The following is a 23,874-nucleotide window of genomic DNA, read 5'->3' as shown; positions in this document are numbered from 1 at the left end:
TATAAATGACAATCTATCGGTTAAACGTTAAATGACCACCTAGTCTGAATTGACTGCCGGGGTGAGTTAATCGAGCAAAACTCACCACCCCTTTTCGAGACCAAGTGCGACGTAAAATTTGTAAGCATGGTTCTGAAGGCTCAATGGCTAAACGCTGTTGGGTTTGCTCATTGGCAATAACGGCTTCAATGGTATGGCGAGCTTCGGTTAAGGGAGCGACTTTAGATAAATACTCATGAGGCGTAAGCAGATTGAAATCTTGTTTTAAATAATCGGGGATCATTTGCGGATTCACATAACGCTCTTCCACTTGCAAAGGTTTATCTTGCTCGCAATGCACCAAAACTGAATAAAAAACTGGGCTGCCTTCTTCAAGCCCTAACGAGATAGCCACTGCACTGGGTGCACTTACTTGTGTCAATTCAAGTTGCTTAACACTGTAGCCATGCCCCCTGTCTTTAATCTCATCAGCAATATTGCGAATGGCTAATAGCGAAGACTGCGATTTAAGCCCCGCAACAAAAGTGCCTAATCCTTGACTGCGCTCTAACACTCCAGATTCCACCAGTTCTGTTAATGCACGACGAGCGGTCATTCGACTACAATCAAACAACTCAGTTAACTGGTTTTCAGAAGGCACGCGATCATTCTCTTGCCATTCACCCGCTTCAATGCGCGCTAAAATGTACTGCTTAATTTGTGCAAATTTTGCTAGTGCCATCGTCTTATCCATTTGAGTAAAATGTGTTGTAGTTGCACGCGCTAGAGGGTTATTAGTGGCAAGCGATAGGGTTTTCATGAATAGAACTGCCTAAAACTTGCTTATTTTGGTGAATTAACCCACGTTACGATTAAAAACTCGGCGTTAACCTTACCTTGTATATACAAGTTAAAACAAGTATTGTTTTGCCTTAATCGAATAATTAATTTTACGCTCAGGAGTTGCCATGTCGTGGGACCACGTTTGGATTGACGTTAATATTGCTACTATGGATCCAGATAATTCAGCAGCTTATGGCGCTATCACTGATGCCGCTATTGCAGTTAAAGACGGCAAAATTGCTTGGCTTGGACCGCGCAAAGAATTACCTGACTTTGATGTATTTGATATGCCCGTATATCGTGGTCGTGGCGGATGGATAACCCCTGGCCTTATTGATGCCCATACTCATTTAGTGTTCGCAGGCAACCGTGCCAACGAGTTTGAAATGCGACTTGAAGGCGCAAGCTATGAAGATATTGCTCGTGCTGGAGGAGGTATCATTTCGACAGTTAATGCTTGCCGTGAAGCGGAAGAAGCTGAATTATTCGATCTCGGCCGTCAACGCCTCAATGCTCTAGCCAAAGAAGGGGTGACGACAGTTGAGATTAAATCAGGCTACGGATTAAATACCGAGACTGAAGTGAAATTACTCAAGGTTGCACGTGAACTAGGGCGCAATCATCATGTCGATGTAAAAACAACTTTTCTTGGCGCTCATGCTATTCCACCAGAATATAAACATGATACAGAGGCCTATGTGGATCTCGTCATTAACGAGATGTTGCCTGCCGTTATTGAACAAAACCTTGCTGATGCAGCTGATGTTTTTTGTGAAAATATTGCCTTCAACCTTGACCAAACAGAGCGAGTATTAACTGCCGCAAAAACGGCAGGCCTCGAAATAAAACTTCATGCCGAGCAACTGTCTAATATGGGCGGTTCGATGATGGCCGCTAAGTTGGGCGCAAAATCAGTCGATCATATTGAATACCTTGATGAAGCTGGCGTTAAAGCACTTGCAGAAAGTGGCACCTGCGCCACCTTGCTACCTGGAGCGTTTTATTTTCTGCGTGAAACGAAAATGCCACCGATTGAACTATTACGTCAATATAACGTGCCGATTGTGGTTGCTAGCGACTTTAACCCTGGCTCATCGCCTATTTGTTCCACCTTATTGATGTTGAACATGGCTTGCACTTTATTCAAACTCACCCCAGAAGAAGCATTAAAAGGAATAACGGTAAACGCAGCCAAAGCGTTAGGAATAGAACAAAATGTTGGTATGCTTGCACAAGGTATGCAGGCCGATTTCTGTCTTTGGGATATTGCCACACCAGCTCAATTGGCCTACGCCTATGGAGTGAATCCATGTAAAGATGTCGTCAAAAATGGTGTGCTAGTTCATCAATAATCCTGCATTAATATCAAGATCTGAAGAGGGAATTAGTACTCCCTCTTATTGGACTATAGTTGGTCTTTAGCCGCTCTATAGGCTCACTACAACTCGCATCAGCTCAATATTTTTGAATTGACTAAATGGCCTAAAACTCATAAGGTGACCAAAATTTTTCAACCTGTTTAGACCATGACTTCTCAGCTAACACCCATTGGCCTTTTTAAATCTTTATCAGACCCAATACGTCTATCAATTGTGATGCTCTTAATTGCAGAAAAAGAGCTATGTGTGTGTGAATTTACCGAAGCACTTGATGAAATACAGCCTAAAATATCCCGTAATCTTGCTCTACTAAAAACAGCGGGTCTTGTGGTAAACCGTCGACAGGGGCAATGGATTTATTATTCTATCAATACGCAACTGCCATCTTGGGCAAAAACAGTATTATCAGAAACCTATAATGGCAATAAAGCACTGGTTGCAGGCCCACTAGCAAAACTCAATTTAGTCGGTAAAAATGAAGATAGGCCTCAAATATTATGTTGTGGTTCGACAAAATAAATAACAGAAAATACGAAAAAGAGATGCTGGCGAACCTAGCATCTCTTTTTCTACAGTAACGTTAATACAGGGTTTTGACATTAAAGCTGCGAATGTAATACACATTCGGTTTAGTACCAGCATCAACATTCAATTGTTGTGAAGGGTTCATTTTTATCAAACGTGCCGCCTCACTGGCTGGATCGTCAAAGTCTCCAAATACTCTTGCACCTGATGGACATGCCGTCACACAAGCTGGGCTCAATCCCTTATCTAATCGATGATCACACAAGGTACACTTTTCAGTGGTTCTTCTTGGACGAACTTCAGGATAGGTATCACCACGCTCAGGATTCATATACGGGAAGGTGTTAATATCCATCTTCTTCAATAACCCATGTGGTGATGCCGTAGCTCCAGCGATCAAGGCTTCATCATCTTGCCAATCACGATGCGGTACTTGTTTGTTATAGCTAATCACGCCATATGGACAAGCACGTTCACACTTCCTGCAACCAATACATTTATCATTATCTTGCAGCGTTAATCCACGCTTGTCTTTATACATTGCACCTGTTGGACACACTTCAACACAGGCAGCATTAGTACAGTGATTACACATAGTTGGAATATAGCTGTACTTCACATCAGGGAAGCGCCCTTCTGTTTTAGTAATATGATCCGACCATTTGACGCCATCAGCAGTGTTATTTTCGGTTTTACAGGCTAAATTACAGCCACCGCAACCTACGCATTTTTGTAGGTCAATTACCATTCCGAGTCTCATAATCTCTTACCTCAGGCTTTTTTTACGTTAATGCGAATATGGCCATAGAAAGCAGATGCCCCACTTAATCTGTCATATCTATCTGCGATGATGTCGTTGTTTGAACCACCTCTCGCTTCTTTACCAAATGTTTTGCTCGCACGGCGGCCATAAGCCCAATGCCCTTGACCAAAACATTTAGCCACAGTGCCAGGTCTCACTCCTTCCCAAAGCGCGACGGTACATGTCAATTCACCTACAGGGCTGGTAACCACAATCGCATCACCGGTTTTAAGGCCGAGCTTTTCACCATCTATCGGGTTAATCTTTGCCGTGTCTTCGTTGGCAATATCCCCAGGATCGACATCTTTAAATTCATGGAACCATGGTGTATTAGCTGAGCGGCCTTCTTTGCTTAAACGAGATTTTTGATCCACTAGCAGTAATGGATATTGTTTCTCGTCACCAAAGCGATAAGGATCTTCGTAATGCGGTACAAATACCTCTTTTCCTCTTACATGGTAGTCACACGCTTTCATTACTTCATCAACACTCACTTGATGATTTTTTGCATGCTTGTTCAGAGCTTTTTCGAGGGTTTTACTGTAAAACTCAAACTTGTGGGTTTCGGTTTTAAACTTACCCCAGCGGCTTTTGAGTTCATAAGGATGACTGTTCCACACGCCTTTATCGGTAAATTCTTTCCAAGACGTCATGTTGTCACCATATTTGGCAGCACCGTCAGTCCACAATGGTGACGTCACGTATTTCACCAATAGCTCACCAAAGTCTTTTTCAGTTTTTGCAGGCTGCTTCGTTTCTGGATCCAGTAACTGCTCGTTGATATAACGCCAAGGCATATCAAACCCTTTATCAGCCAGTTTTTTTGCTAGTAAATAAGGGATTTCTGATTCATCGTCTTTGGTATTCCATAAACGATCTATCGACGGTTGCTGTACCGATACTTGATGGACACCATTACCAATAGAATCCAATACGCCCCACTTTTCAAACATATGATGGTTAGCAGGTAATATGATGTCTGCAAACCAACTGAATTCTGAAATATTGGTGGTCACATGAGCCATAAAGTCGAGTTGGCTTAACGCTTCATTCCAACGCTGGCCTTCAGGTGATGAGAAATTAAAGTTGTTGAAGTATGCCAACATGACTTTAATGTCATACGGATCAGCACTTAGCATGCCGTTAGGCGTATTGCTGGTGACAACACCACCGCCTGGCTTACCTTTTTTAAGCGCAGGAAACGCTAAGGTGCCACGCTGGTCAATTTTAGGGTGCTTAACCCCTTTTTTTGCCACCGCATCAAGGTAAGGTTTCGAATCAGGGAAGCTCTTATTCAGCTTGATTTTATTAGCAGGGAATAAACCGCCTTTATTATCAATACCACCAAATAAACCATTTAATGCATGACAAGCAAGTGAAGTGTAAGTACCACGGGTGTGCATAACAGCACCACGAGATGTCCACACTTGCACTGCGGGGGCCGCTTTACCCATATCGCGCGCAATATTGATAATGGTATCAGCAGGAATATTAGTGACAGACTCTGCCCACTCAGGAGTGTAATCTTTTAAGCTGATGTTCCACCAATCAACCACGCCATGAGTATGTAGCTCATTAAATGCTGCAGCATCAACGTCTTGACCCGCAATGAACTGGTTTTGCTTATTAGCAAAATCCCCCACAAACGGCTTATGCCACAGACCTTCAACCAAGGCAACATGGGCAATGGCTAAGGCTAAAACGCTGTCTTGGGCAGGTTCAATTGGGATCCACTTATGTGCCTTACTGGCTGATACTGATAAACGAGGATCGACAACCACAACTTTAGCGCTATCTAATGCCGCGCCCCATGTCTTTGAGTAGTATGAAACTTGACGATTACTGGCAATTGGATCTGCACCAAATGAAAGAATAAATTTGGTATTTTCAACATCGTACTGATTGTAGCCCCAGTTACCATCTTGATAGTAAGGCCCCATTTTATGGGCTTCTGCACAAATTGAACTGTGAGAGATATTATTCGGTGAACCAATCATCTGAGTAAGATGCTTATACATCAGTTCATTGATATGAGAATAGCGTCCACGAAGTAAGGCGTATTTATGAGATTCATCTGCGGCTCTTAGAGCAAGGATTTTATCTGCAAGTAAATCTAATGCCTTATCCCACGAAATAGGCTTAAACATTGGATCATGCTCTTTACCCTTTTTAGGGTTGGTTCGCATAAGTGGTGTTTTTACCCGATCTGGGTCATACACTTGTTGAAGACTTAAATGCTGTCTAGGGCAACTCGCTTCACCATGTACTTTTGAATTAACATTGCCTCGTATTTTTACTGCTCTGCCATCCATTACGTACACTTGTTTAGCACACCAAGAAGTACAGCCTTGGCAGGTTGTGCCGACCCACTGACCTGTACCTGTCACTGTATCAGCAGCTGGTAACTCATGCTCAATTCCCTTCATCACAGGTTCAATTGAACTCGAACTACTACATCCGATCCCAGACAGCGCAGCACCTGCCACCGAGGTTTTTAATAACGCTCTTCTACCTGTATCTACTTTATTGCTCATCTCAATCCCCTTTGAACACAACACATATGATGAACCATATATATAACTATTCATATATATACATTTGTAAATACTTTTTGAAAAGATATATCTAAGGAGGTAGTTCACAGTTTTAAAAATAATCAAAATTAATGCGACCTAAGTAATAAAATCGTCATAATTTTCTGATTTTTTTCTAATGAAAAAGTCGATGCTAATACATTTTTTGCTTAACCATTAACCATAAATAGACACGTAAAATAACAAGTTACTTTACGATTCATAAATTCACAGCTTAACCCCTAGCACTCACCTTCTTAAAAACGTCACACCTTTGTCATACCTATCTGCACAAAATATTAGCGTCAACTTATCTACTATTTTAAAAGGACTAAAAATGAGGATATTTTTCTTACTTGGTGCATTACTGATTAGTCATACAGCATTCGCGGCTGATAATTGCAGTCGCTACGGTTGTCCCAGTGGTGCTGCATCAAATAACGATCTGATTAATCGTGCTATATATACAATGAGTAATAACCGCACGACTAAATTTGCCGACTGGGTAGCTTATAAAGTCACCCCAAACAGTATTGATGGACCAAGTCGCTCACGCAGTTGGAAATCAGACCCCAATATAGCTAGCGCTTATACGCTAGAAGCCAGTGATTACAAAGATGCGCATGCAATATTACAGACTGACAGAGGCCATCAAGTGCCTCTAGCAAGCTTTAGTAATACCAGTTCGTGGAGCCAAACAAATTATTTATCAAATATCACTCCGCAAAGTTCTAATTTAAACCAAGGCCCATGGGTCAGACTGGAAACAGCGGTTCGCAACTTAGCCCGAAGTGGAAAGCAAGTTTATGTCGTCACTGGTCCATTATATGAATATTACTTTGGTACGCTGCCTCAAGCCGACGAAAACCATCGAATCCCTTCGGGGTACTTTAAAGTTGTCGCAACGATTAGTCATTCAGGATACGTCAAAGCAAGCGGATTTATCATGGAGCAAAATAGTGGGCGTAATGATTATTACTGCAATAAAGAAGTCACGATAGACCAAGTTGAATCGCGAACTGGACTCAATATATTGCCTGGGATGTCGAACAGTAAAGCTTACGCTGTTGAATCAAAATTGGGAGGGATTAGCGCCGATATCGGCTGTTAATCAGTATAGATATTAACACTTGAGCTTACTTTAAAGCCTAATAAAATGCCGACATTTGTCGGCATTAATCATCTAAAAACACTACAAGCCAAATTGATTACTCGTCTTTTAATGCATCAACAGGTAACCAATTCACTTTAACACCGGCTTGCAAAAACATATCTTGGCTAATTTTAATTTTATCGCCCCAGCGAGATAAGAAATCTTGGCTTTGCTCTGGGCAATATACCCCAGTAATCCCTGTTTGAATGATCTTTGCAGCACAATTAGGACACGGGAAATGGGTCACCCAAATATCGCAGCCATCAAGATCACGCTTAGCAAATAAAATCGCATTTTCTTCTGCGTGCAAGGTCTTGAGTAACTTCATATCACGATCATCAGTTTCAGCGCTGTCAGAAATCCCATGGGGATAACCATTAAAGCCGACAGAAACAATACGATTATGCTTAGTGATCACCGCCCCCACTTGGGTTGACGGATCTTTACTCCATGACCCTACAAGCTCAGCCATCTGAAAAAATCGTTTTGCCCATTTTGAAATCATAGCGGCTCCCCTTTTGCTTGCTGAGTGTGAACTTGGCTTTTATCTATTCATAATACCTAAAGTTAGCAACATTGGCAGCAAATTACAGTGGAATATCATTGATTTGAGTATTCCTCTACTTTGTTATTACAAATTGACTAGCCATCAGACCTAATAAAGCTTAGGATCTTGAGCAAGCACATTTAAGGATTGGAGTACGTAGACACTATGGGTATTAGAGCGATTATCGTAGATACAGCTGGCACCACGACTGATCTAGATTTTATTCACGATGTACTATTCCCTTATTCAAAAAAAGCCATGGGCGATTTTCTGAGTAAGAATCAACATAACCCATTGGTTGAATACTGTATTAGTGACGTACGTGATCTTGCTTTAGAACAAGACGCTTCTATCGAACGTGTTACAGAAATCCTGTCACAGTGGATTGATGAAGACCGTAAAGCGACACCACTTAAGACCCTTCAAGGGCTAATTTGGAAACAGGGTTACGCGAGTGGTGAATTTACCGGTCATATTTACCCGGATTTTATCGATGCAATTCCACGAATTGAAGCGGCAAACATCCGTATTTACAGTTTCTCTTCTGGCTCAGCTGAAGCGCAAAAAATGCTATTCAGTCACAGCGATGCAGGTGATTTAACACCTAAATTCAGCGGTCATTTTGATACCCGTACGGGTAACAAGTTAGATAAACAAGCTTACTGTAATATTCTCAATACCGTGAGCTTAAGTCCTAAACAAGTCTTGTTTATCTCTGATGTGATTGAAGAGTTAAAAGCCGCTGACGCAGCAGGGTTACATACTTGCCAAATGGTGCGTTTTGACAATCAAAAAACCGCTAAGTTTGCACAAATTAGCGATTTCTCGGCTTTACCTATTGATTGCTAAGCCTGCAAATTCAGCGTTGTAACCCATACGCGCTTAACGCCTAATAAAAAACGACCCAAAGGTCGTTTTTTATTATCTGGCACATAACGCTAGTGAGTTAAATCTCTTCATTAAAAAGCAACACCACACTGCCGCCACTTAACACGCTATCAATATTCACCGTCACACCAATACCAATGTTGGTTAGCCATGATGATAAAGACGGCGTTTCAACGAGCCAACCTAAACCCGTTTCATAATAATGATTGGTTCCCATGCTATCGACTGCATCACCGGTCAAGTCTATTCGCTTAAATAAAAAGCGCATTTCATTGCGATAACTCATCAGCTCAGGCAGTGGGTAATGATAAATAAATGTATTACTAAAACGGCCAACATGGGGAGTACCTGTTTGTTCAGGTGAGTCTGCATTGACGATATTGCCAAAAGCGTAATTAACACGACTTATAAACTGCCACTTATTTTCCCAAAGCGTGCCTTGATAATGTAATTCAAACGTAGGATCTACCATCCAGGCATCGTAAGAAGTATTAAATACCTCACCATCAAAGTCTTGACGCAGTCCCTCAAGTGCTGGGCTATAGTCAAAATGATTTCGATACCAAATATAATGACCACCTAAGCCAAGCTGCAACCACCAATTCGAAGATAACTCATACCGCCAGCGCTGCTCAGCAGATAATAGATAACTCTTTTCATCGAGCTTTTCAGTCATGTTCGCTTGATCAGAGAGTTGTAAAGATTGTTTCGAATTAATAAATGAAAACTTCACAAAGCTGGCCGTTTGCCAATCAGGTGATAGCTCAAGCCAATTGCTTTCCCAAGGGATCGAGTAAACGCTTAATTCCTTGCGGCGTTGAATGGATTCTTTAGACCCAGTATCGATATTATCCAGATCCACAATGTTACTGGGATCAAAATTGACAACCCCTAAGGTCACTAAGCCCGCATCCGACAACACAATTGCAGTTGCAATGTTGCCTTTAGTGATATCACTTAAACTTTGATCCACTGTGATATCCGTATTGGCAAAAACTAAATGACTTATGAGTGCAAGAAAGCAACTAAAGCCCCAGCGAATAACCATAGGCGAATTACTGGTGCTGAACATTTTCATGGCTAACTCTTTGCTGGAAATGCAGGTGAAACACAAGCTTTAACCAAAAACTCGTAACCATAACGACTCGCTTTTGCGTCAGTGGGGGTAATTTCTAAAATCTCATAGTCATTTAACTCAATCACTTTACTATTCAATTGAGACTCACAGCGAGAAAATTGATTGCCCTCAAAATAATAAATAAAATTGGCAATCGTCATTCTTACCATCAAGCGATAACTCTCTCGAATAATATCGTAACGTCGCTCAGCCGCTTCATCTGCCCCAACACTCAAACGCTTCACTTCGTTTTGCTGCACTTGTTTAATTGATTGTTGAACCGCATCCTCAATCACCTTTTGAGTGCTCGAGGCCATATCTGGAGGAGTATCTTCGTTAGAAGTTGCAGTCACAGAATCAGGCACAGGTGCTGGCTCAGTAGAGCTAAGGTTTTCTATGTCATTATTCTCAGCAGCTAAAGTTGTTTCAGCCTCTCCCTTAGCCTCTCCCTCAGCATTAGCTTCGACAATTTTCGCACCAACGGCTGAGAGCTTTTGCAAACCCGCATCAATATCTTCAGGTTTTTCACCTGTTTCCTCTTCTAACAATTTGATCATTTTTGCTCTGGGATCACTACTTTCAAAGGTGTTTTCAATATCACTTAATAAATACAGGTTAGCTAACACCACATACGCCAATATCATTCGTAGCAATATCGTGCGTTTTCGATAATGCTCACTATTAGTAAAACGTATAGATTTAACGCCAAGCAAGCTAAGTACTGGCATCAATACAAAATAAATTGGGATGACAGCTTGCAGCAGCATTAAGGCGACGCCGCTCACCAATACGAACCATACAGGCATATACAACAAAATCACTAAATTGTGGGTATAAGTTAAATGATCCGCATCAACACCTGAAACTTCATTAACGACAGAGGCTGCCCACACCAACGAAAAGTTAGCAATAATGGCGTAAAACAGCAGCAGAAAGGCTTTCCCTGCCAAGCTATGCCAAGTCTTAGAGAACAAGGGCCAAAACTCAATCATCATTGCAATCATGGCAATGATCCCCACCATAGTCACACCTTCAGTGGTAAACATCAGGGTAAATGCAATGAAGTACAGCTTTTGCGCCACTGTTAGCTTATTGATGATGGATTTAAGATAGCCCAATATTGCGCTTGGCAAACTTGCTAATGTGATTCCCGGTTTATACAAAAGCTGCATAAGGCGAGGATAATTTATTGATTTCAATCGATGCATTCCATAGCAAAACATTGTTTAACATCATCAAAACATATTGCTCTTTTGATAGCAAAATATTCCCAGCTTGTTGAAGCCTTCATTGCCTGTTACTCTGAATAAAAATCAAACAAGCGTTTAACTTTAAAAGGGACAGCCAATACAATGGAACAGTTTATTCAGCAGCATTCAATTATCACTGAAATTCCAGTGGCATGGGGCGAAATGGACGCATTAAACCATGTCAATAACGTGGTGTATTTTCGTTACTTTGAAACCGCAAGAATCGATTTTTTCAGCCAAATTAATATGATGGACGATCTTGCTAAGACATCCATAGGCCCAGTACTCAGCGAGACTCATGCTCGCTATAAACGCCCAGTCACCTTTCCAGACACCTTGCTAGTCAGTGTCAGCATCAGTGATATTCAACAAGATCGTTTTGTCATGCATTACCGTATTTTCAGTAAAGCGCAACAAGCAGTGACAACAACAGGAACGGCTAACGTAGTGATGTTTAACTTTAAAACAGGTCAAAAAGCCACTTTAACGCCTGAGCTATTAGATGCCCTCAAGCAGCACGCTGAACCGAGTGAGTAACTATTGGGTAGTTATTGGATAGTTATTGGGTATTTATCGAGTAATCATCGAGTAAAGCTTCAATCGTCACCGAATAAATTGCGAAGAAAAGCCGCATAACATCACTGTTAATGCGGCTCTTTAAATTTGATTCAACTTGCTTTAGCTATAACAACCCAACACTGTAACTGCCCAAGCTTTGTGTTGCCACGATATTGACCAGTGACACCTGATAACGAGAAATCAAATCTGCAATTGCATTATCACTCACCCGTTAAGGCAGCAAGCTGCGCCTTAACCTCACCCGATATTGGCTGACTCTTTTCCGTCTGATAGTTGTAATGCACCATAGTGGTTTTCGCTTCTGCAGTTTGGCGGCCATTTTGCCAACAGCTTTGTGCAATTTCAAAACTACTGTTACCCACTCGGCTAATGTGAGTCTTGACTGTCACGTCAGTGCCATAAAAAGTCGGCGCATTAAAGACAATATTAAATCCCGCAATAATCATGTTCCATTTAGTTAGATCTTGCCCTGGATTAACAATATCAAACACAGGATCTCGTGCGGCCTCAAACCACACTGGAATGACGGTATTATTGATATGCCCTAAGGCATCGGTTTCACAAAACCTTGGGGTAAGGTTTAGGCTAAACTGGGTGTCTGACACAGAGGAAGTCCTTTTATTATTGTTATTATCTCGCCAGCAATATCGCTAAAGTTGGCGTCTACGATCAGCAATAGCTTAAGCTACCACACCAGCAGAGTCACCCTTAAATATCATCAAAAAAATCTTTATTACGAATGTACTTATGCATGTAATGAAAAGCAAACGGCGACACAATCCAGCTTACAAAGCTCATCAAAAAGCGTTTTATCGGCGGCGTATTTTCATAGATACGTTCGTTATGCAGCCAGAGCATTTTACCCACATGAAAGAAAATACCCGGAAGAGGCGGCAAAAAAGTCACTACGTCGATATCACAGCAAATACGATAAGTACGCCGTTGTAATAAATACGCTTTTTGGAAACTCTTAAAACCAGGAGAAGGCTGGCCAAAGGTCACCACACGTTTAATTGAGTTCGGGTATAAGCGCTCTAATCTGTCAGCGGCTAAAATTGCCATTGAGCCGCCTGAAGAGTGCCCTGTCAGGGATATTCTTTTACCCGCTACAATCAATGGGTATAACACCATCTGCAGTTGAGAAAACAAACTGATATTGGGATCGTAATGAGGCGGGATCGGATTGGTTTTCTGCTCTAATAAATAATCATATCCAGCATGGACATTATACTTAGTATCAGCAAACTGTTTGGCTTTAGGCCAGCACTGGCAGTTTATCAGCCACTCATTCATGGTTTGAGAACCGCGAAATACCACCAGCACTTCTTTTTTATCTTCACGCCACAAAATACGTGCGCAAACGTTACCCCAGCGATTGGCAATTTCACGATAATGCTCATGAGAAAAACCTAGCTTTTCAGGCGAAAAGTCATCTCGATAAGTGACTTTGCAAAGCACAGCATAACGTTCATATTGATAGCGTTTAAGTTTTTTCAAAGTAGCAGGTTCAGTTAGGCAAATTGAATTGAGGATAAAGCCCTTTTATGACACTACTGTGATGCGATTTACTCGAGCGTTAACCGACAGTTTGATAAGGCTGTCTAATCACTGTTTTCCAATTCTCGGGCGCTGCACGACGAATATCGGATAAATAGATCTCGTGATGTTTCCCTGACAAAGTAAAGCCAGCGGATTCAATATAATCATGTACTTTAGCCACGGTTGGGCCTTCTTCTGAAAAGGGGCCAACATGTAGAATTTGCGCGCATTGCCCTTCACTAAAGGATTCATATCGCACTAAATCAATCGCCGCTAATGACTTTTTCTGCTTCACTTGGCTTATTGCTTCAATCACTAGTTTTTTATCCACAAGCTCTGGCTGCATGATCATCATAGTCCATTGCCAGTTATGTTTATTATCATTGATAAAGTCATCCATGTCGTCAGCCCACCACAAGCCTTCAAGTGGAAGCACGCCATAATCAATCGCAGTAGCTCCTTTTTTGATCATAAACTTAATCGTATAAGCAACCGAGTACAGTGCTTCAATGGCTTGCTGATATTGCTCACTCCCAGGTTCACCTTTGCCATCGACCATCAAATAATACATAGACGGCACATCCACTGTCGCCACTTGCTTTTTAGAAGGAAGATAAAGGTGTTTTAACTGTTTTTTATAATCTACTTTTTCCATTATCCACTCAAAATTAGCACGATTCATACGTCCATTATGACGCTCAAGGTTATCCAATACCAAGAATGATTTTTAAAATAGCGCCATAAAAAAGGACACCCTGAGGTGCCCTTAAATTCAATCAATCATCAACATTTAATAATAAAGTTTAATGAATTCATATATCGCTTAGTATGAAGTGCCATACATGGCGTTAATTTCAGTTTCATACTTTGAGTAAATCTTCTTACGACGCAGTTTCATGGTTGGGGTAATTAAGCCCGACTCCATCGAAAAGGCTTCTGGCAGTAAGGTAAATTTCTTAATTTTCTCAAATCCCGCTAACTCATGCTGTAGCTCTTTCAAACGTTGCTCAAAATGCTCTACCACTTGGCTATGGCGTAACAGTTCTATTGGGTTTTCAAACTTAATCTCATGTTCTTTGGCCCAAGATTCAAGTGACTCAAACGCAGGTACAATTAACGCCGATACATAGTTACGGGCATCTGCCACAATCGCCACTTGTTCGATGAACGGGCAACAGCTCACTTTACCTTCAACACGTTGCGGTGCGATGTATTTACCATTCGAGGTTTTCATTAGCTCTTTAATGCGGTCGGTGATGTATAGGTTACCTTCAGCATCTAACATGCCTGCATCACCGGTTTTTAACCAGCCATCTTCAAACGCTTCTTCAGTATCTTGCGGACGGTTAAAGTAACCACGCATCACGGTGTCACCACGTACTAAAATTTCGTTATTAGCACCGATTTTGACTTCCATAGCGCTCAGTGGTTTACCGTTTGAACCTGATACACGGTTATCAAGGGTATTACAGGTAACAGTTGCACAGGTTTCTGTCATGCCGTATCCGCAAAGGATTGGTACACCAATACTGTGGAAAAAGCCGCCAACATTGACATCTAATGCTGCGCCGCCAACTGGCATAAACTTAAGACGTCCGCCTAATACATTCTGTAATTTGCTGAATACTAATTTGTTGGCCAGCTTCCATTGCACAGATAATGCGGCGCTGGCTTTCTTGCGACCTTGGCCGACTTCAAACTGGCGTGAACCCACACCAATAGCCCAGTTAAATAGTTTTTGACGTATTGCTGGTGCACTGTTCACTTTGTCATGCACAGCGCTATACACTTTTTCTAAGAAGCGCGGCACGACACATAAAGTGTGTGGGCGAACTTCTGCAATCGCTTCTTTAACGCGGTTTGTGTCAGCAAGATAGACATTATGACCACCACGACACAATACATAGAAACTCCAACCACGTTCAAACACATGGCTAAGTGGTAAGAATGCCAATGAGACATCACCTGCTTTAAAAGCGATTTCTGTATCATGTTGTTCGATCATCGAGGCAATATTACGATAATCCAGCATCACACCTTTTGGATCGCCAGTCGTACCAGAGGTATAAATAAGGGTGAGTAAGTCATCAAGATTGGTTTGCGATAAACGCAGCTCAAGTTCAGCTTCGCTTGCAGGCGTTGTCTCTGCAATCAGGATATCGTCAAAATGGAAATGCTCATCTGAGGCCAACTTAACATTGCTGTCAAATACCACGACATGCTCAACAGTTGGACACTGTGCTTGGATTTTACATGCTGTTGCGTATTGACTCTCATCACCTGCAAAAATGACTTTAGCGCGGGCATCATTAACGATGAAAACAGCTTGTTCCATTGGGCTTGTTGGGTAAACAGGTACGACTACGTTTCGTGCTTTAAGTGCGCCAATATCTGCACATGTCCATTGTGGGCTGTTTTGCGCAACGATAACCACTTTGTCTTGGGCTTGCAGACCGAAATCAATTAACAGCTGTGCCACTTTATTAGTAATAGTATCAAATTGGCTCCATGAAACTTTGTTCCAAGGGGCTGCCATCTCAAATCCTTCGAGTGCGATGTTATCTTCTAATGCTGTGCTTTGCTGCTGTAGAAGTCTGACTAAATGAAATTGTTCGAGAGACATTAATAATTACCTTTTAGCTTACAAGTGTTCCGCTTTTTGGCATTCTACTTTAAGCCATACAGAAAAATAAGAGTTTTTAGTCTAAATTAGCGTCAATTCACAGATTATCGCTACATTTTACAAACTGGCAACACCATTTTTCCATAGTTTGTGTTTGCTGATAACGAGTAAAAGCCCCATTAACAGCAGTAACCCGAGATCTCCCCAGTAATAGCTGGCAGTTATCATGCCTTGTTCTCGCAAGTCCACTAACGAGGTCGAAAGCCAAACTGAATGAACAATCACAATCAGCATGGTTAAACTAATTTGTAATACTGAGCGGCTCATTGCACCCAATGCTAATGCCATACCTGAAGCCCAAATCGTACTGGCGACGATATGTAAGCCTGCCAATAACGTCATCTGTGCATTAAATAATGCCGACACCAATGTGATGACAGTAATGATACTCAGCACAATAACCAATAAATGAAGCTGTGATTTAAAAAATTGATCAACTAATCCACGTTTCCCGCTAAAGGTCGGTAGCATAAATAAGGTTTCAGCTGCGCGCCAACGTTGCACACGTGTCCAGTGAATTAAACTGCACACCATAATCAACATTTGCGATAACACCATAATCACAGGGACTTCTGCATCAAAATAAGCTGACAGTAAAATAGCGATAATGCTTAATATCGGTAATACCAGCAGTAACATCCCTAGCATAGGACCAATAAAATAACTGGCGGGGTGCAAAAACTGGGTTAATTTTATAAACCAGCGATTCTGCCCTGCAATAGGGCCGATCATCCAACCGGTTTCTAACCCATTTAAGTAAATACTGCGGGCATGAGGGTTCCAACTAAAGCGTTGCAGTTTTCTATAAATTAATGCCCCTAATACCACTGGCAATAACGCTAAGAAGTGGCCAACCTCAACAGGTAAAGAGGCTATTACCTCAGGTAAGATAGGCAGAATAACAAAAACAAAAACGGAAAAGTTAAAGCGTTGAGGTCGATTCAAACACGCAAGAATAAAACCCATTCCAACGCTAAGATAAGCTAACAAAAAACCAATATTGATTGGCTGCGGGCTAAGCAATAAAACAGTGATGCAAGTTAACATCATCACGATAAACACGAGTGCGGCTTGCTGCTTTACTCGTTGGTAATATCCAGGAATTAACACGCCTTGCTCATTGGCCGACAGTTTGATGAACTGCCAGGCAATTGCCACTGAAATAGACAAAATACACATGCCTAGAGCAATACTAATTACGTCAACTTGTTCAGGTTTACTAATGATCGCCAGTACAGCAAGACCGATCCCCAATAGCGCTACCAGCAAAAAACTTACACTACCAAAATCACGACACCACAATGAATAAAATCCATTAAGGCACTGTTTTACGCCGATGGATTCAGGTGATCGTTTTGTCGGGTTCACATGGGAATGATTCATCGATGTAATTCCATGAATAATTGATCCAAATTTAAGGAGCTAACTTGACTTGAACCGGGTATTTCAAGTTGATTTTCATTATCCACCAGCACCTGTTGTTGATAACGGTTTAATACTTTAACCCCTTGCGGCAGCGTTTGGTTTTCGCCTAGATGAACTAAACTCACCTCTTCACGCAATGCATCAATTTCTTTAAATAGCACCAACTCACCGCGTTTAATCAATGCAACATGACTTGCCACTCGCTCTATATCTGAGGTGATGTGAGATGAAAATAACACAGCAGAACCTGACTCTAAGGCCAATTCGAATAAATCCCCCATAAATTGACGACGAACAATGGGATCTAAACTCGCTACTGGTTCATCGAGCATAAGCAATTGCGGACGGTAAGCCATTGCCATAATCAAGGCTAATGATTGGCGCTGCCCAACCGAGAGCTTTTGCACTTGTTGTTTAGGGTCAAGGCCAAATCGCTCAAGCCATTCTGTTTGTAAACGTTTATCCCATTGCGGATAAAAGCTACTGTGTAACTCTAACGCGCTCGCAATCGTAAAACCTTCGTAACCAAATGGTTGCTGAGGTACATAGCCAATTTTAGCTTTCGCTTGAATAGATAGGAATGCAGCAGGCTCGCCTAAAGTTGAAATACTACCAGACTCAATATCAACAATGCCTAATGCAGCACGCATTAACGTCGATTTACCCGCACCATTTTGACCTAATAAGCCTACGACCATGCCAGCTGACAAGCTAAAACTTAACTGTTTAAGCACCACATTATCGTCAAAACACTTGTCGACTTGGTTGAATTCTAAAATTGCCTCAGTACTGATATCCATTTAACGTATTCCTTGTTAACTTACTGCTGTTATGGCTTTTTTATTATTGTTTCCACTGAGTTGCTACTAACGCTTGCAACTCCTCAAGGCTGATACCTAATTGCTTTGCTTGATTGATTAGATCAAGTGCTTGGGGGACAAGTAATTGCGGACCCGACGTGTCATCGTTAGATTGCCTGTTCGCGACTCGAGTAGGTTGGCCACGACGACGTTCAAGCCAACCTTGCTCTACTAATTGTTGAATCGCTCGTGACACTGTCATTGGATTAACCGCTAGGTGCTCAGCAAGCTGTCTCACCGAAGGCAACACTTGGTCCACTTGTAATTGGCCACCCACAATTAACCGTACAATTTGCTCATGCAATTGTCGGTAAATGGGTTCGCCACTACTGGGGTTGACTTTTATTAGTTCTAGCATTAGCCTTTACTTACTGTATTAATACATTGATACACCGATACACTAATGTTAAGTTACCACAATCATCCTGAAATGCAAAAAGGAAAGATGTAATGAACATCGGAAAAGTTATGTTGCAAGGAACCTATAACAAGGTAAGCAATGCCCGTTGGCTGACAACAAAATCAAAGCTGATAAGCGCCGTTCAAGTTGGTTTACTGTCTATGATGAGCTTATCTGCTGCGGCAGATGAAAGCACTGTTGCTATTGAACAAGCACCACTTTCAGCGTGTTATGTTGATGGTTTATCTGAGCAAGTGCAGTGCGGCTCATTATTAGTGGCTGAAAATCCAGCCAAGCCTGATGGCAAGAAAATCACCGTTCATTACGCTGTATTACCTGCGATTAAACCCAGCTTTAAAAAACAAGCCATGCTTGCCATTGCTGGCGGACCAGGACAATCAGCCATTGAAAATGCCGCAGGGTTTGACCGCGTACTGGCTAAAGTCCGTCAAGATCGCGACATTTTATTGATTGACCAACGTGGGACTGGGCAATCTAATATCTTAGCCTGTGATGATGACGATATGTCAGTGCTATCGTTTAATGATGACGATATGGACTATGTGAAAGACACTCAAGCCTGCTTAGATGAAATAGATGCTGATGTCACGCAATATGGCAGCTTAACGGCGTTAACTGACTTTGAAGCTATTCGCCAACACTTAGGTTATGAAAAACTGCATTTATATGGTGTATCGTACGGTACCCGTATGGCACAGCTATATATGCGTGAACATCCAAATGCGATTGCCACCGTGACTTTAGATGGTGTTGTACCAATGCAGCAAAGTGTTATCGCTATTGGTGAAGCCATCGATAGAGGCTACGGCCTTCTCTTTAAAGACTGTCAGCAAAACAGTTTATGCGGTCAGCAATTCCCGGATCTTGAACAAGACTTTATCTCTGTCGATAATCAGTTAGCTGAATCCCCAGTCAAGACACAAGTACGCGATCCACAAACTGATGAGCTAACCAGCTTTTTGCTGACTCGAGGTAAATTTAACGGTGCGATTAGAATGGCGCTATACATGCCCAACATTCGCTCGTTAACGCCCCATGCAATTCATCAAGCCGCTTTGGGGAACTACCAACCCATATTAGGCATTTACACCTTAACCTCAGATAGCACAGGTATCGCCATGGGAATGCACGCCTCTGTGGTTTGTGGCGAAGATATTCATCGCATCACAACAAGCATGCGCGAACAAGCACAAGACTCTTACATGGGACGCACCATGATAGAAGGACTAGAGGCAACGTGCAGCGTGTGGAATATGCCGCAAGTCGATAACAGCTTTAGCGATGCTATCGCAAGTGACATTCCTACCCTCTTGCTTTCAGGCGAGCTAGATCCTGCAACGCCACCAAGCTGGGGCGATATGGCCACAGAAAAACTCACTAATGCTAAACATTTTGTCTCTGAATTTGCTACCCATGGCGTGGCTTATCAAAGCTGCGGTAACGATCTCATCGCAGATTTAGTTAGCAGTGGCTCGATAGATAACATTGACGGTAAATGCTTAGAAAAGGATGTTCGTAGAAGTTTTTACTTAAATGCCAACTCAGTTGAAACCCTTTCAGCTGCCGCTGAGGAAGAATAATCATGATTACTGTATCAAATTTATCGAAAAAAATTGGCGACGTACAAGCACTGGATAACCTCAGCTTTAGTGCTCATGACGGTCATATTACTGGACTACTTGGCCCAAATGGCGCGGGTAAAACCACCTGTCTACGAACTGTGTTTGGCTTATTAGCGGCAGATGAAGGCCACGCCGAAATCGATGGTATTGATGTTGCCAAAGAGCCAACAAAAGCAAAAGCACAATTAGGCTTATTCCCAGACCCATTCGGTTTATATGAGCGATTATCGCCAAGAGAATACATTAGTTACTTTGCCGAACTCAGCGGCATGTCAAAGGCTGATGCTAAACAAGCAACAGCCAATGTCATCGCGCAATTAAAGCTCGAAGATATTGCCGACCGTCGATGTAAAGGTTTCTCACAAGGGCAACGCATGAAAACTGCATTAGCCCAAGCGATAGTGCACCAGCCAACCAACATCATTTTAGACGAGCCAACACGTGGCTTAGATGTCATGAGTACCAGATTACTGCGAGATATTTTGATTGAGCTTAAAAAAGCAGGCCATTGCGTGTTGTTTTCAAGCCATGTGATGCAAGAAGTGGCCGCTTTATGTGACCAAGTCATCGTGATGGCTAACGGTAAAGTGGTTGCCACAGGTAGCCCAGAAGAACTTTGCCAACAAACGGGTGAAACCTCACTGGAAGAAGCCTTTATTAAACTCATCGGTACTGACGAAGGAATCGCAGCCTAATGAATAAGCCTGTCATTATAACTGCAATGGTGTCGATACCATTGCCATACCAATTGACGAGTAAAATGAGTCAAGTGTTATCGACTAACGAAGGGATCTCAATCTCATGAAAACAATTATAGCAATGGTTCGCAAAGAACTCATCGACGCAATGCGTGATAAGCGCTCTGTCATGGCGGGTCTTTACTACGCAATCGGTACACCTTTATTAATGTGCGGTATGTTCATGGTATTAATCGGACAGTTATCGACCCCTGAAGATCTTAATATCAAGATCACCAATGCCGACAACGCGCCTGATCTAGTCCGATTCTTAAATAATCGCGGCATTAACGCTTCAACTGACGAAGGGGTTGCAGCTAAAGATGTCAAAGATATCGAGCTCATCATCAGTGACAATTACGCAGCGCACATGGCGAAAGCAAAGCCTGCTGAGATCACCTTAATCGCCGATAACTCAAATGAAAAGCTACAGCAATCCATTCGCAGAGTTGAAAACCAACTGCAAGCCTACAGCGGTGAAATGGGCAGTTTACGCCTTATCGCACGTGGAATTAACCCTGCTGTTGTGCAGCCAATTAAAGTGGTAGTAGAAGATCAAGCAACGCCAGATTCTAAAGGCGGCTTTATTTTAGGAATTGCCATTTTCACCATGATTTATTCGGTGTTTATCTCAGGCATGAACTTGGCTATTGATACCAGTGCGGGCGAACGTGAACGTAATTCATTAGCACTGCTATTAAGCCACCCTATTAGTACGCGCCAATTAGTACTAGGTAAAATCATTGCAGTCACCTGCTTTGCATTGCTGGGCTTATTGCTGATTTTAATCGTGTCTAAATTTGCCTACACCTTTGTGCCTTGGCAAGAGCTTGGCTTTAGCGTAAATATTTCGCCAGACTTTATGGGGTTAATGCTATTTATTGGCATTCCACTCGCCATTATGGCGGCAACATTACAATTGTTTGTGTCATTTATGGCCAAAACATTTAAAGAGGCTCAGTCCTATCTCACCATGGTGCTGTTTGTACCGCTCGCCTTATCAATGGCAGCAAGCTACAACATCGCCCCTGATGTACTGGAATGGCTGCCAGTTTCTGGTCAGCAGCAAGCCCTAATGGCCTTTATTAAAGGTCGTGAAATCCCGATGCTGCAATTACTGGTGTCATCTGCAGCCACACTGGTACTGTCAATTGCACTTGCATTTGGTTTAGAAAAACTGCTGAAAAGTGAAAAAGTGGTATTTGGTTTGTAGCCTATGACCTCGGACTGGTTCAACTCACCTTGAACCAGTCCACTCAATCTAGACAAGGAGTCCATCATGGAACAAGAATACGCAATCTTAGCATTAGTCATCATCATCACGGTGGGCACCACTGCCACAGAAATGTTTAAGCATTATGTAAAATCAAAAACGAGCAACTTAGCGGATAACCATAGCCATGAGTTAGACGCGCTACGCCAGCAAAATAACGAGCTCAAGCAACGTATTGCCACGCTAGAGAAAATTGTCACTGAGCCAGAATATGATTTAAAGCAGCAAATTAACTCACTTTAATTGGCACTCAAAGCCCAAAAAGTATCGCTAGCAGCAGGTATGAGTATTAAATTTTTGTCGATAAGCACGCGGGCTTAACGTGGTGAGTTGGATGAATAGTTTTCTAAATGAGCTAACATCCTCATACCCGACCCGCTCGACAATTTGCTCAATGGCCAATTCTGTTGTTTCTAGCAATCTTTTTGCTTCATCTACTCGAAGGCGCTGCATATAGCTCGCTGGCGTTTCATTCACGGCTTTTTTAAAGCGCCTAATCAACGTGCGTTTGCCTACAGCAAATTTATCTGCAATATCATCTAGTAGCCAATGTCGGCTCAAATCAGCCTGCATCCATCGCTGTACGTTATGTATTAATTCATCTTTATGCTGTTCAGGATTAATCGCCATTGTCATAAAGGGTTGTTGAGAGCTGCGATTAGGATCGATCAGCAATATTTTCGCCATCTGCTGCGCCATTTGTTCACCTGCTAAAATCGAAATAAGATGCAGCGCTAAGCTTAAATTGGAAGTTGTCGCACCTGCGGTATGTATATGCCCATCAGACACCACCAATGAATCCATACATAACTGCACATCTTTAAAGTTGCGCTCAAACATCTCGCTAAGCCACCAAACCGTTGTTGCGCGCCTTTGGTTTAATAAGCCAGATGCAGCAAGTAATAATGTTGCTGAACAATAAGCTGCAACGGGCTTTTCAGCAGCCGAAAAGCGCGACAGTGGTGCTATTAAAGGTTCAAAATCGGTTAAAAATGCTTGAAATTCAGTTCGGTTAGTCACAAATGCAGAGGCGAGTATGACGGCATCAGCCTGCAAAATATCATCAGGATGCGCTAGCCCTTTGGCTGGCACTTCAAAACCTTGATTGGTTTTTACATTATGACCGTCAGCTGAAATCACATGACAGTGAAACAAGTCTTCTTTGACATCCTGATTAATACGGCGCCAATAGGCATTACAAAAACTAAATACATCTAAAAAGCTCACTAGGCCACTCGCCACCACGTTACCCGCCGCTAAAATATAAATTGTTTTCATCACGACCCCAAAATGTCACTTTTGACTTTATATTTGTCAATAATGACACTTAAAATCGATTTGTCTAGTTTTTATACTGTTAATCACAGTGAGTCATTAGCAGTAAGGACACAAGTCATGAAAAAAGTCAGCCAGCATATAATTATCAGTCTGAGTTATCTCGCCGTCAGTTGGGGATTATTACTATCAGTAAACTTCAATACGCCGCCCAATGTATTTACTCACCTGATAGCGATTCCCTTTCTCGCCATATTTACTGGCTATAGCGCCCACTTAATCTTTAGAAAAGGGTTGTAACAGTTATTGAAAGCCCATAAAAAAGCGCATTGCAGGCTAACATCCCGCAATACGCTTAATAATGACTACTAGGTGAGTAATCTAGATAACCTGAAATCGGCTTA

General features: G+C 42.1%; 23 protein-coding genes. 9 read left to right on the top strand and 14 right to left on the bottom strand.

Features of this window, described 5'->3' with window-relative positions; all coding sequences use genetic code 11:
- Positions 1-13 precede the first annotated feature (13 nt).
- On the bottom strand, positions 14-721 hold the full coding sequence (gene hutC / locus AN944_RS08345) for a histidine utilization repressor (RefSeq protein WP_055024220.1): 708 nt from the start codon (positions 719-721) through the stop codon (positions 14-16).
- Between the two features lie 226 nt (positions 722-947).
- Here hutC and hutI point away from each other — a divergent pair, with 226 nt between their 5' ends.
- Entirely contained in the window at positions 948-2,174 is a 1,227-nt protein-coding gene (gene hutI, locus AN944_RS08340; RefSeq protein ID WP_055024146.1) for an imidazolonepropionase, read from the top strand.
- Positions 2,175-2,348: 174 nt separating this feature from the next.
- On the top strand, positions 2,349-2,720 hold the full coding sequence (locus tag AN944_RS08335) for a metalloregulator ArsR/SmtB family transcription factor (protein ID WP_055024145.1): 372 nt from the start codon (positions 2,349-2,351) through the stop codon (positions 2,718-2,720).
- Between the two features lie 61 nt (positions 2,721-2,781).
- Here the strand turns inward: AN944_RS08335 and arrB are convergent, their stop codons facing one another.
- Together arrB and arrA are read right to left on the bottom strand one after the other, a co-directional pair.
- A complete protein-coding gene (gene arrB / locus AN944_RS08330) occupies positions 2,782-3,486 on the bottom strand; it encodes an arsenate respiratory reductase iron-sulfur subunit ArrB (protein ID WP_082419962.1) in 705 nt (234 codons plus the stop codon).
- Positions 3,487-3,497: 11 nt separating this feature from the next.
- Positions 3,498-6,062, bottom strand: a complete 2,565-nt coding sequence (gene arrA, locus AN944_RS08325; RefSeq protein WP_235530876.1) for an arsenate respiratory reductase molybdopterin-containing subunit ArrA — start codon at positions 6,060-6,062, stop codon at positions 3,498-3,500.
- 376 nt (positions 6,063-6,438) lie between these two features.
- Between arrA and AN944_RS08320 the strand changes: the two genes are divergently transcribed.
- A complete protein-coding gene (locus AN944_RS08320) occupies positions 6,439-7,212 on the top strand; it encodes a DNA/RNA non-specific endonuclease (RefSeq protein WP_055024143.1) in 774 nt (257 codons plus the stop codon).
- Positions 7,213-7,309: 97 nt separating this feature from the next.
- Here the strand turns inward: AN944_RS08320 and AN944_RS08315 are convergent, their stop codons facing one another.
- Positions 7,310-7,759 carry a dCMP deaminase family protein gene (locus AN944_RS08315; RefSeq protein WP_055024142.1) on the bottom strand — a complete coding sequence of 150 codons (450 nt, stop codon included), beginning with the start codon at positions 7,757-7,759 and terminating at the stop codon, positions 7,310-7,312.
- Positions 7,760-7,966: 207 nt separating this feature from the next.
- Between AN944_RS08315 and mtnC the strand changes: the two genes are divergently transcribed.
- The gene (mtnC, locus tag AN944_RS08310; RefSeq protein WP_055024141.1) at positions 7,967-8,650 is read left to right on the top strand and encodes an acireductone synthase; all 684 of its coding nucleotides are present in this window, start codon (positions 7,967-7,969) and stop codon (positions 8,648-8,650) included.
- A 97-nt stretch (positions 8,651-8,747) separates the two neighbouring features.
- On the opposite strand, the gene AN944_RS08305 is transcribed toward mtnC, so the two are convergent.
- Complete coding sequence (locus AN944_RS08305; RefSeq protein ID WP_055024140.1) at positions 8,748-9,767, bottom strand: Solitary outer membrane autotransporter beta-barrel domain; 1,020 nt, start codon at positions 9,765-9,767, stop codon at positions 8,748-8,750.
- A gap of 2 nt (positions 9,768-9,769) precedes the next feature.
- On the bottom strand, positions 9,770-11,005 hold the full coding sequence (locus AN944_RS08300) for a hypothetical protein (protein ID WP_055024139.1): 1,236 nt from the start codon (positions 11,003-11,005) through the stop codon (positions 9,770-9,772).
- Between the two features lie 153 nt (positions 11,006-11,158).
- On the opposite strand from AN944_RS08300, the gene AN944_RS08295 reads away from it, so the two are divergent.
- Entirely contained in the window at positions 11,159-11,593 is a 435-nt protein-coding gene (locus AN944_RS08295; protein WP_055024138.1) for a thioesterase family protein, read from the top strand.
- Between the two features lie 242 nt (positions 11,594-11,835).
- Here AN944_RS08295 and AN944_RS08290 read toward each other — a convergent pair whose 3' ends face one another.
- The 7 genes from AN944_RS08290 to AN944_RS08260 form a co-directional block, all read right to left on the bottom strand.
- Entirely contained in the window at positions 11,836-12,240 is a 405-nt protein-coding gene (locus AN944_RS08290) for a thioesterase family protein (RefSeq protein ID WP_055024137.1), read from the bottom strand.
- 103 nt (positions 12,241-12,343) lie between these two features.
- On the bottom strand, positions 12,344-13,132 hold the full coding sequence (locus AN944_RS08285; protein ID WP_055024136.1) for a lipase family protein: 789 nt from the start codon (positions 13,130-13,132) through the stop codon (positions 12,344-12,346).
- A gap of 79 nt (positions 13,133-13,211) precedes the next feature.
- The gene (locus tag AN944_RS08280; protein WP_055024218.1) at positions 13,212-13,829 is read right to left on the bottom strand and encodes a GyrI-like domain-containing protein; all 618 of its coding nucleotides are present in this window, start codon (positions 13,827-13,829) and stop codon (positions 13,212-13,214) included.
- A gap of 168 nt (positions 13,830-13,997) precedes the next feature.
- The gene (locus AN944_RS08275; RefSeq protein ID WP_055024135.1) at positions 13,998-15,797 is read right to left on the bottom strand and encodes a long-chain fatty acid--CoA ligase; all 1,800 of its coding nucleotides are present in this window, start codon (positions 15,795-15,797) and stop codon (positions 13,998-14,000) included.
- Between the two features lie 117 nt (positions 15,798-15,914).
- Complete coding sequence (locus AN944_RS08270) at positions 15,915-17,240, bottom strand: hypothetical protein (protein ID WP_055024134.1); 1,326 nt, start codon at positions 17,238-17,240, stop codon at positions 15,915-15,917.
- Positions 17,237-18,082, bottom strand: a complete 846-nt coding sequence (locus tag AN944_RS08265; protein WP_055024133.1) for an ABC transporter ATP-binding protein — start codon at positions 18,080-18,082, stop codon at positions 17,237-17,239. The genes AN944_RS08270 and AN944_RS08265 overlap by 4 nt, the downstream gene beginning before the upstream one ends.
- A 43-nt stretch (positions 18,083-18,125) precedes the next feature.
- Positions 18,126-18,500 carry a GntR family transcriptional regulator gene (locus tag AN944_RS08260; RefSeq protein WP_055024132.1) on the bottom strand — a complete coding sequence of 125 codons (375 nt, stop codon included), beginning with the start codon at positions 18,498-18,500 and terminating at the stop codon, positions 18,126-18,128.
- Positions 18,501-18,592: 92 nt separating this feature from the next.
- On the opposite strand from AN944_RS08260, the gene AN944_RS08255 reads away from it, so the two are divergent.
- From AN944_RS08255 to AN944_RS08240, 4 genes are all read left to right on the top strand, one after another.
- Positions 18,593-20,143: an alpha/beta hydrolase gene (locus tag AN944_RS08255; RefSeq protein ID WP_408005078.1), complete on the top strand. Its 1,551-nt coding sequence runs from the start codon at positions 18,593-18,595 to the stop codon at positions 20,141-20,143.
- Between the two features lie 2 nt (positions 20,144-20,145).
- The gene (locus AN944_RS08250) at positions 20,146-20,880 is read left to right on the top strand and encodes an ATP-binding cassette domain-containing protein (protein WP_055024131.1); all 735 of its coding nucleotides are present in this window, start codon (positions 20,146-20,148) and stop codon (positions 20,878-20,880) included.
- A 106-nt stretch (positions 20,881-20,986) separates the two neighbouring features.
- Entirely contained in the window at positions 20,987-22,135 is a 1,149-nt protein-coding gene (locus tag AN944_RS08245) for an ABC transporter permease (protein WP_055024130.1), read from the top strand.
- Positions 22,136-22,201: 66 nt separating this feature from the next.
- Positions 22,202-22,438, top strand: a complete 237-nt coding sequence (locus AN944_RS08240) for a hypothetical protein (RefSeq protein WP_055024129.1) — start codon at positions 22,202-22,204, stop codon at positions 22,436-22,438.
- A 27-nt stretch (positions 22,439-22,465) separates the two neighbouring features.
- Here the strand turns inward: AN944_RS08240 and AN944_RS08235 are convergent, their stop codons facing one another.
- Complete coding sequence (locus AN944_RS08235) at positions 22,466-23,473, bottom strand: GlxA family transcriptional regulator (protein WP_055024128.1); 1,008 nt, start codon at positions 23,471-23,473, stop codon at positions 22,466-22,468.
- Between the last annotated feature and the right edge of the window lie 401 nt (positions 23,474-23,874).

The sequence above is a fragment of the Shewanella sp. P1-14-1 genome (assembly GCF_001401775.1).
GTDB classification, from domain to species: domain Bacteria; phylum Pseudomonadota; class Gammaproteobacteria; order Enterobacterales; family Shewanellaceae; genus Shewanella; species Shewanella japonica.
This window is presented reverse-complemented; position numbering and strand designations above follow the sequence as displayed.

What these genes read in the sequence shown, in the direction of transcription:
- hutI (WP_055024146.1), top strand. Translation starts at nt 948, where the DNA reads ATGTCGTGGGACCACGTTTGGATTGACGTTAATATTGCTACTATGGAT.
- AN944_RS08335 (WP_055024145.1), top strand. Translation starts at nt 2,349, where the DNA reads ATGACTTCTCAGCTAACACCCATTGGCCTTTTTAAATCTTTATCAGAC.
- AN944_RS08245 (WP_055024130.1), top strand. Translation starts at nt 20,987, where the DNA reads ATGAAAACAATTATAGCAATGGTTCGCAAAGAACTCATCGACGCAATG.
- AN944_RS08235 (WP_055024128.1), bottom strand. Translation starts at nt 23,473, where the DNA reads ATGAAAACAATTTATATTTTAGCGGCGGGTAACGTGGTGGCGAGTGGC.
- AN944_RS08240 (WP_055024129.1), top strand. Translation starts at nt 22,202, where the DNA reads ATGGAACAAGAATACGCAATCTTAGCATTAGTCATCATCATCACGGTG.
- hutC (WP_055024220.1), bottom strand. Translation starts at nt 721, where the DNA reads ATGGCACTAGCAAAATTTGCACAAATTAAGCAGTACATTTTAGCGCGC.
- AN944_RS08295 (WP_055024138.1), top strand. Translation starts at nt 11,159, where the DNA reads ATGGAACAGTTTATTCAGCAGCATTCAATTATCACTGAAATTCCAGTG.
- AN944_RS08315 (WP_055024142.1), bottom strand. Translation starts at nt 7,759, where the DNA reads ATGATTTCAAAATGGGCAAAACGATTTTTTCAGATGGCTGAGCTTGTA.
- arrB (WP_082419962.1), bottom strand. Translation starts at nt 3,486, where the DNA reads ATGAGACTCGGAATGGTAATTGACCTACAAAAATGCGTAGGTTGCGGT.
- AN944_RS08260 (WP_055024132.1), bottom strand. Translation starts at nt 18,500, where the DNA reads ATGCTAGAACTAATAAAAGTCAACCCCAGTAGTGGCGAACCCATTTAC.
- AN944_RS08275 (WP_055024135.1), bottom strand. Translation starts at nt 15,797, where the DNA reads ATGTCTCTCGAACAATTTCATTTAGTCAGACTTCTACAGCAGCAAAGC.
- AN944_RS08320 (WP_055024143.1), top strand. Translation starts at nt 6,439, where the DNA reads ATGAGGATATTTTTCTTACTTGGTGCATTACTGATTAGTCATACAGCA.
- AN944_RS08280 (WP_055024218.1), bottom strand. Translation starts at nt 13,829, where the DNA reads ATGGAAAAAGTAGATTATAAAAAACAGTTAAAACACCTTTATCTTCCT.
- AN944_RS08265 (WP_055024133.1), bottom strand. Translation starts at nt 18,082, where the DNA reads ATGGATATCAGTACTGAGGCAATTTTAGAATTCAACCAAGTCGACAAG.
- AN944_RS08270 (WP_055024134.1), bottom strand. Translation starts at nt 17,240, where the DNA reads ATGAATCATTCCCATGTGAACCCGACAAAACGATCACCTGAATCCATC.
- AN944_RS08255 (WP_408005078.1), top strand. Translation starts at nt 18,593, where the DNA reads ATGAACATCGGAAAAGTTATGTTGCAAGGAACCTATAACAAGGTAAGC.
- AN944_RS08250 (WP_055024131.1), top strand. Translation starts at nt 20,146, where the DNA reads ATGATTACTGTATCAAATTTATCGAAAAAAATTGGCGACGTACAAGCA.
- arrA (WP_235530876.1), bottom strand. Translation starts at nt 6,062, where the DNA reads ATGAGCAATAAAGTAGATACAGGTAGAAGAGCGTTATTAAAAACCTCG.
- AN944_RS08305 (WP_055024140.1), bottom strand. Translation starts at nt 9,767, where the DNA reads ATGAAAATGTTCAGCACCAGTAATTCGCCTATGGTTATTCGCTGGGGC.
- mtnC (WP_055024141.1), top strand. Translation starts at nt 7,967, where the DNA reads ATGGGTATTAGAGCGATTATCGTAGATACAGCTGGCACCACGACTGAT.